The sequence below is a fragment of the Acidobacteriota bacterium genome, assembly GCA_003225175.1.
In the GTDB taxonomy this organism is placed as follows: Bacteria; Acidobacteriota; Terriglobia; order Terriglobales; family Acidobacteriaceae; genus Gp1-AA112.
Genome location: QIBA01000105.1, coordinates 1 through 6,029 on the forward strand (window position 1 = coordinate 1; position 6,029 = coordinate 6,029).

The following is a 6,029-nucleotide window of genomic DNA, read 5'->3' on the forward strand; positions in this document are numbered from 1 at the left end:
TCCTGCTTACTCCGGGCGTGGTGACGCAGACGCCGCAGATTTCCCAGAACGCTTTCGTCGCCGGGTTTGGCCTATCTGGCGAATTCAGTGTCAATGGCCAACGCACCGAGTCAAACAACTACACTGTAGATGGTGTGAGCGCAAACGTGGGGGCAGCTGCGGGTGGAAACATGCTCTTGGGTTCCGGGCCTACCGGGTCTCTACCCGCCTCCACCGCACTTGGAACCACTCAGGCGCTAGTGTCTGTGGACGATCTTCAGGAATTCCGTGTCCAAAGCTCGACATACTCAGCTGAGTATGACCGCAATCCCGGTGGCCAGTTTGCGTTTGAGACGAAGTCAGGCACGAATCGATGGCACGGTACTGTCTATGATTATCTGCGAAACGGCTTCTTTGACTCACAAGACTGGTTCAACGACTTTTACGGTCAAAATGAGCCAGTCCTTCGCCAGAACGATTTCGGCGGCACATTGGGTGGACCCGTACGAATTCCTCATGTGTATGACGGAAAAGACAAATCGTTTTTCTTCGTCTCGTATGAAGGACTCCGGCTAACCAGTCCCCAACCAACCACTGTATCCTCTGTTCCTGATCCTACTACGCGTGCAAGCGCACCTGCGCCTCTGAATCAAGTGATGAATGCCTTCCCAATGTCGAATGGTCGAGAGCTTCTTGAACCATGTGACCCATCAACGGATCCCAGTTGCCCTTCCTCGGGACCAACCCCCGGCCAGAAACCCAGTGGTTTGGCTGAGTACATAGCGACTTGGTCCAATCCCAATTCAATCAATTCCACGAGCGTTCGTTTTGACCATGTTGTGAAGGAAAGGGTGAGGCTCTTCTTCCGATTTAGTGACACAACCTCGAGCGCGGCGTTCCGACTCGGCGGCGCTTCTTCCAGCGGAGTGCCGACGGATGGCGATATTTCAGAGTACAGCCTGCGCACCTATACGGCTGGTGTGAGCAGCCTTGTGACGAATCGCGTCAGTAACGAGTTCCGCATCAACTATAGTGCTAACAACACGACAGAGAGAAATGTCATTGAAGAACTCGGCGGCAGCACACCAATTGACCTCCAGAAGCTGGTAGGACTTGGCCCTAATGCTCTCGCAGAAGTCGACTTTTGTCCGTTTCAGTGTGGCATTCTTCTCCAAACCAAAGAGTCGGGCGCGCAGAGGCAGTGGAACCTTGTCGACACGCTCAGCCTCTCCTTGGGACGCCACCAGTTCAAATTTGGCGCCGACTATCGCAGGCTAATGCCATTTGCGATTCAGAACAATCCGGGAGCTACTTATAACTACTTCAGTCAAAATTCCGTCGCAGCCAATAGCGCAGATTTTGTAGACTGGCAAACCTACGCTCCAGCTTACCCTCTGTACACAAACGTTTCGGCTTATGCAGAAGACGCGTGGAGAGCGTCACAACGGTTGAACGTCTCATTAGGACTACGCTGGGACGTCAATCCGCCACCAGGCGTTACCCAGGGTTTGAAACCCTACACGCTTCTAGGTTCTGGCCCTGCGACATGGACGTTGTCGCCGCCGGGCACACCGTTGTGGCATACCACCTGGTTCAACTTTGCGCCTCGAATAGGGGCTGCCTACACGCTTCGCGACAGACAGGGGTGGGAAACGGTCCTGCGTGGAGGAGGTGGTGTTTTCTTCGATAGCGGCCAGCAGTTAGGGTCTCAGAGTTTCAATGGACCGGGCTTTAGTGCATTCAACTATAACAACTTTCAACCTTCACCGTTTCCAGGGACCCCGGTATTTCCAACTATCAGCAACCCAGCTTCGTTGGCGGACCAATTCGGAGGTTATGGATTCTATCCACATTTGCAACTGCCGTACACAGTTCAGTGGAATGCGAGCGTCGAGCAAGCGCTGGGTAAGTCGCAAGTCCTTACCGCATCCTATGTTGGTTCACATGCGTCAAGACTGTTGCAAAGAAACATATATCTTCCTTCGAGCAGAGGACTTTTGTTTACATTCCTGGAAAACGGCCTCACATCGGATTACGACTCGGCACAGCTTCAATTCCAGCGAAGACTGAGTCAGGGATTGACCGCCCTGGCTTCTTACACTTGGTCTCATTGCATTGACTACGGCTCTTCGAACCTCATTATCGGATTCCAGCGCGGGAATTGCGATTTCGACGTGCGACATAACTTCTCAAGTGCTTTCTCCTACGATCTGCCGAATGTCGGTCACAATGGTCTTGTGAACGCAATTGTGCACCACTGGGGAATCGATGATCGGTTCACCGCCAGAACAGGTTTTCCCGTCAATATCACCGGTAGCCAGATCTTTCTCCCCGTAACCGGAAAATTTGTGTGGTCGGGCGTGGATATTGTTCAAGGCGAACCGCTCTACGTTGCACAATGCGCCAGTCCACTCCCGACAGGGCCCGCGCAGATCGGTTGCCCAGGGGGGAAAGGAATCAATCCTGCCGCATTCGCTTCAGTACCCATTGATCCAAATACCGGTTTACCAACGCACTCGGCTACTGCTCCAAGGAATTTTGCTCGTGGCTTCGGAGCATGGCAGATGGACATGGCGGTTCGCCGGGAGTTTCCAATCCATGAACGGCTTAAACTGCAATTCCGAGCCGAAGCATTCAACATTTTCAATCACCCAAATTTTGGAACGATCAATGCCGGTCTTGGTCAGCAAACGTTTGGCGAGACAACATCTACGCTGGCGAATTCTCTCGGCATCCTCAGCCCGCTCTATCAAATGGGAGGGGCGCGGTCGATGCAGTTCGCACTAAAGCTACTGTTTTAAGGCAAGCGGAAAAGGCGCATGGAGCAAAATATCCTTCGTGCGCCGCTTGTATTCTCAGACCCAATCCCCAGCAGATTCTGATCATGTTCGAGGCGAGGAAGTATCAATGATTCTCGGCAATGCCAAAGTCGCCTTATGCTGCGTCGCTCTAGCGGGCTTGAGCGGGGCTGCTGTTTGTGCGGCTTTCGGTGAATCAGCTAAACACACGCTAACGCCTGCCGAAGATGTAGGCCTAAAGCTGGTGTACCAATATGGCAGTGGAGGAGTCCCGTCGGGCGGCGAGGTGCTCAAATTCTCGCCGGACAAGCGCTATTTCGTGGTCGTTTCGGAAAAGGGCAACCTTCAGACCAATAGGCCGGAAGACACGATCTGGCTATTCAACATCGCCGAGATTGAAAAGGTCATGAGCCATCCTGGACAGGGCACTCCTCCATCGCCCATCCCTCTTGTCACCGTCTCATCGGACGCCAAGGGACCTTTCCTGGAGAATGTGCGTTGGTTACCGGACTCGAGCGGCATCGTTTTCACGCAGCCGATGAAAAGCGCGCGCACATCATTTCATCAACTACATTTGGTCCAAATCGGATCGCGCGAGGTAAAGGTCCTCACACCCGAAGATCAGGACGTAAGCGGCTTCGACGTGAAAAGTGAAGTGACGTATGTTTACAAGGTCAGCGCGCCGAAACTGCTGGCGCCTCCGCCAGAGGATACCGACAAGCCCAAGGTGCTCACGGGCAAGAGAAACATTGTGGAGGTGTTGTTCCCATCCGACGAGTTCAATTTGCCCTGCTTGTCGCCGTTTCCTCAGGCGGGATTATGGCTTGTGACAGAGGGCAAGGCGCGTCAAGTATTGAACTCCAACGAGAAACTGGCCGACCAGATACGGCTCTCTCCCGATGGCCGTTATCTCCTTGGAGCAATCAGCGTGGAGCATCCGCCGGCAGACTGGGCCAAGTATCAAGGCGCGGACATGGGAATCTATAAAGGGACGTACAAGTTTCCCGTACCGACTTCCGCTTATTATTTATTCGATCTGCAAACCGGAAGCAAAAAGCAGCTTTTCAATGCACCGAGAGGAGGGGAGCTCGGTTGGTGGCCGAGCGTTGATTTCGATGCAAGCTGGTCCTCCGATGGGAAATCGCTGCTGTTGGCAAATGTCTTCTTGCCTCTCGATAGCGTCGTTGCCAAGGAGAATGCAGAAAGGGAAAAGCATCCCTACGTGGCACTGTATCGCGTGGAATCGGGAAGACTCGAAGGACTCTTGCCAGTCGAAGCGGGGCTACAAGAAAAGCGCTATTTTCTAGCAGATGGTTTTTTCGAGGACAATGAGACTGCGGTTTTGAAATTTGACAAGTTGTGGATGGAGCCGCCTTCCTACATAGGGCCTTCTATCGCTGTATTTCAGGAAGGGACCGGCGGATCTTGGAAGGAGGTTTCTCGAGGTGATGAGGACCCAAGATTGGCAACGCTTCCCGTCAGGATTGAACTGAGGGAATCCATCAATCAGCCACCCATCCTCGTGGCAACGGACAAAGCGAGCGGAAACTCGCAAGCCGTTTGGGATCCGAACCCGCAGTTAAAACAAGTGGACCTAGGCGATGCAAAGACAGTCACGTTGAAAAACGTGCCCGGATTTCCGGGCGAAGAACAGATGGGACTGGTGTTCCCGCCCGACTACGTTCCGGGAAAGCGGTATCCTCTGGTGATCCAGACGCACGGATACACTCCTCATCAGTTTCTAACCTCAGGAGTTTTCACAACTCCCTTTGCAGCCCGAGCGATGGCGGCGCGAGGAATTATTGTCGCGCAGATTGGAGGGGTAGATGAGTTAGGGTATGAAGAAAGCGTAAAGGCGTATGACAGCATTATAGGCAAGCTGTCCGGCGAAGGCCTCATTGACCCTACAAAAGTGGGCGCAATTGGTTTTAGCTCTCCGGTAAGAGTGGTCCTGGCGCACATGGCATTTGGAAAAAATCGCCTTGCCGCCGCTTCGATCCTGGACGGCGTGGATTCCGGCTATCTCCAGTCCATGCTTTGGCTTCAAGTTAAAGGTGATTTTGAGACGCGCTACGAAAACGGAGGATTGCCCTTTGGCGCGGAAGGGCTCAAGAATTGGATTGTGAAGAGCCCGGTTTTCAATACGGATAAAATGAAAACCCCACTACTTATCTTGAGTTTCGCGCCAGGCGCTCTTCTCGCCCAATGGGAAGAATATTCGACTTTGTACCAGCAGAACAAACCAGTTGAATTGATTACGCTGCCCGCGCCGTACGAGCATCCCTCAACGAACCCCAAGAACCGTTTGTACTCTGAGACTTTCAATGCAGATTGGTTTGATTTCTGGTTAAACAACCACGAAGACCCCGATCCCGCTAAAGCTGAGCAGTACAAACGTTGGCGCGAAATGCGCAAGATGCAGGAAAACGAGAAACAATCCGCAGAAACCACAACGCAAGGCGCAAATTGAAACGAGATTCTTAACTGAGGGTGCAGATTGGAAAGATCTGGATTACTCGATCGCCGCAGCTTCCTAAAGACGTCCGTTGCTGCGGCGAGTTCTCTGGCTTTCCCCAGAGTGGTATCGGCTCGGACACCTTCGTCTATTTCACCTGAAGAGCATTTATCCCTGACTGGAAATCGATTTGTGACGCACATCTCTCTCGTACGTGTAAATCAAATCGAGGTCAGTCCCAATCGATCCATCGGGGAAGACGAGTCCGCGGACAACACGGTAGATAAGGTTCGTGCCAGGCGCGACGCATTCGCCAGGGGCTGCCCTCATGGACGAATGACATGGGGACTAACCTGGCTGGCGCTCAACGATCAGCGGCAACAATATAAGGATGTGCGACGACTGCTGGCGCAGTATCACGACCGATTTCGTGACGAAATTACCTTCAATCCGGGTGGTTATTTCGCGCCCATGTACAACACCCGCGAAAGCATTCGGCAAACTATCAATGAAGCATTGAAACTGATTTCAAACATGGTAGGCAGCGGCTATCGGCCACAAAGCCTGATAGCTGGATTCATGGACGCGCAAAACCAAAGACTCTTAGCAAGCGATGAGGGAATCCACGTGTGCCAGGGGCAGATCTGGAGCCAGCACGCGATTGACAATGGCGACGGCGACGGTGGGATCTGCTATCCCTACTATCCGAGCCGTGAGCACTATCTAAAACCGGCGCAGGGTAAGAGCGATTTTATTGATTGTGTATGCCTCGATGGCTGGACCTGCGATTTCCTTGC

Annotated in this window: 3 protein-coding genes; all 3 read left to right on the forward strand. The window is 52.9% G+C overall.

What is annotated here, in order from left to right; genetic code table 11:
• Window positions 1-2,780: TonB-dependent receptor (locus DMG62_22405; GenBank protein PYY20702.1), on the forward strand; the 2,780-nt coding region annotated here is incomplete at its 5' end.
• Between the two features lie 106 nt (window positions 2,781-2,886).
• Window positions 2,887-5,247 carry a hypothetical protein gene (locus DMG62_22410; GenBank protein PYY20703.1) on the forward strand — a complete coding sequence of 787 codons (2,361 nt, stop codon included), beginning with the start codon at window positions 2,887-2,889 and terminating at the stop codon, window positions 5,245-5,247.
• 27 nt (window positions 5,248-5,274) lie between these two features.
• Window positions 5,275-6,029 (forward strand): DUF3863 domain-containing protein (locus DMG62_22415; GenBank protein ID PYY20704.1); only part of this gene is annotated, 755 nt, incomplete at its 3' end.

Excerpts from the sequence above, each read along its gene's own strand:
- DMG62_22410 (PYY20703.1), top strand. The coding sequence starts at position 2,887 with ATGATTCTCGGCAATGCCAAAGTCGCCTTATGCTGCGTCGCTCTAGCG.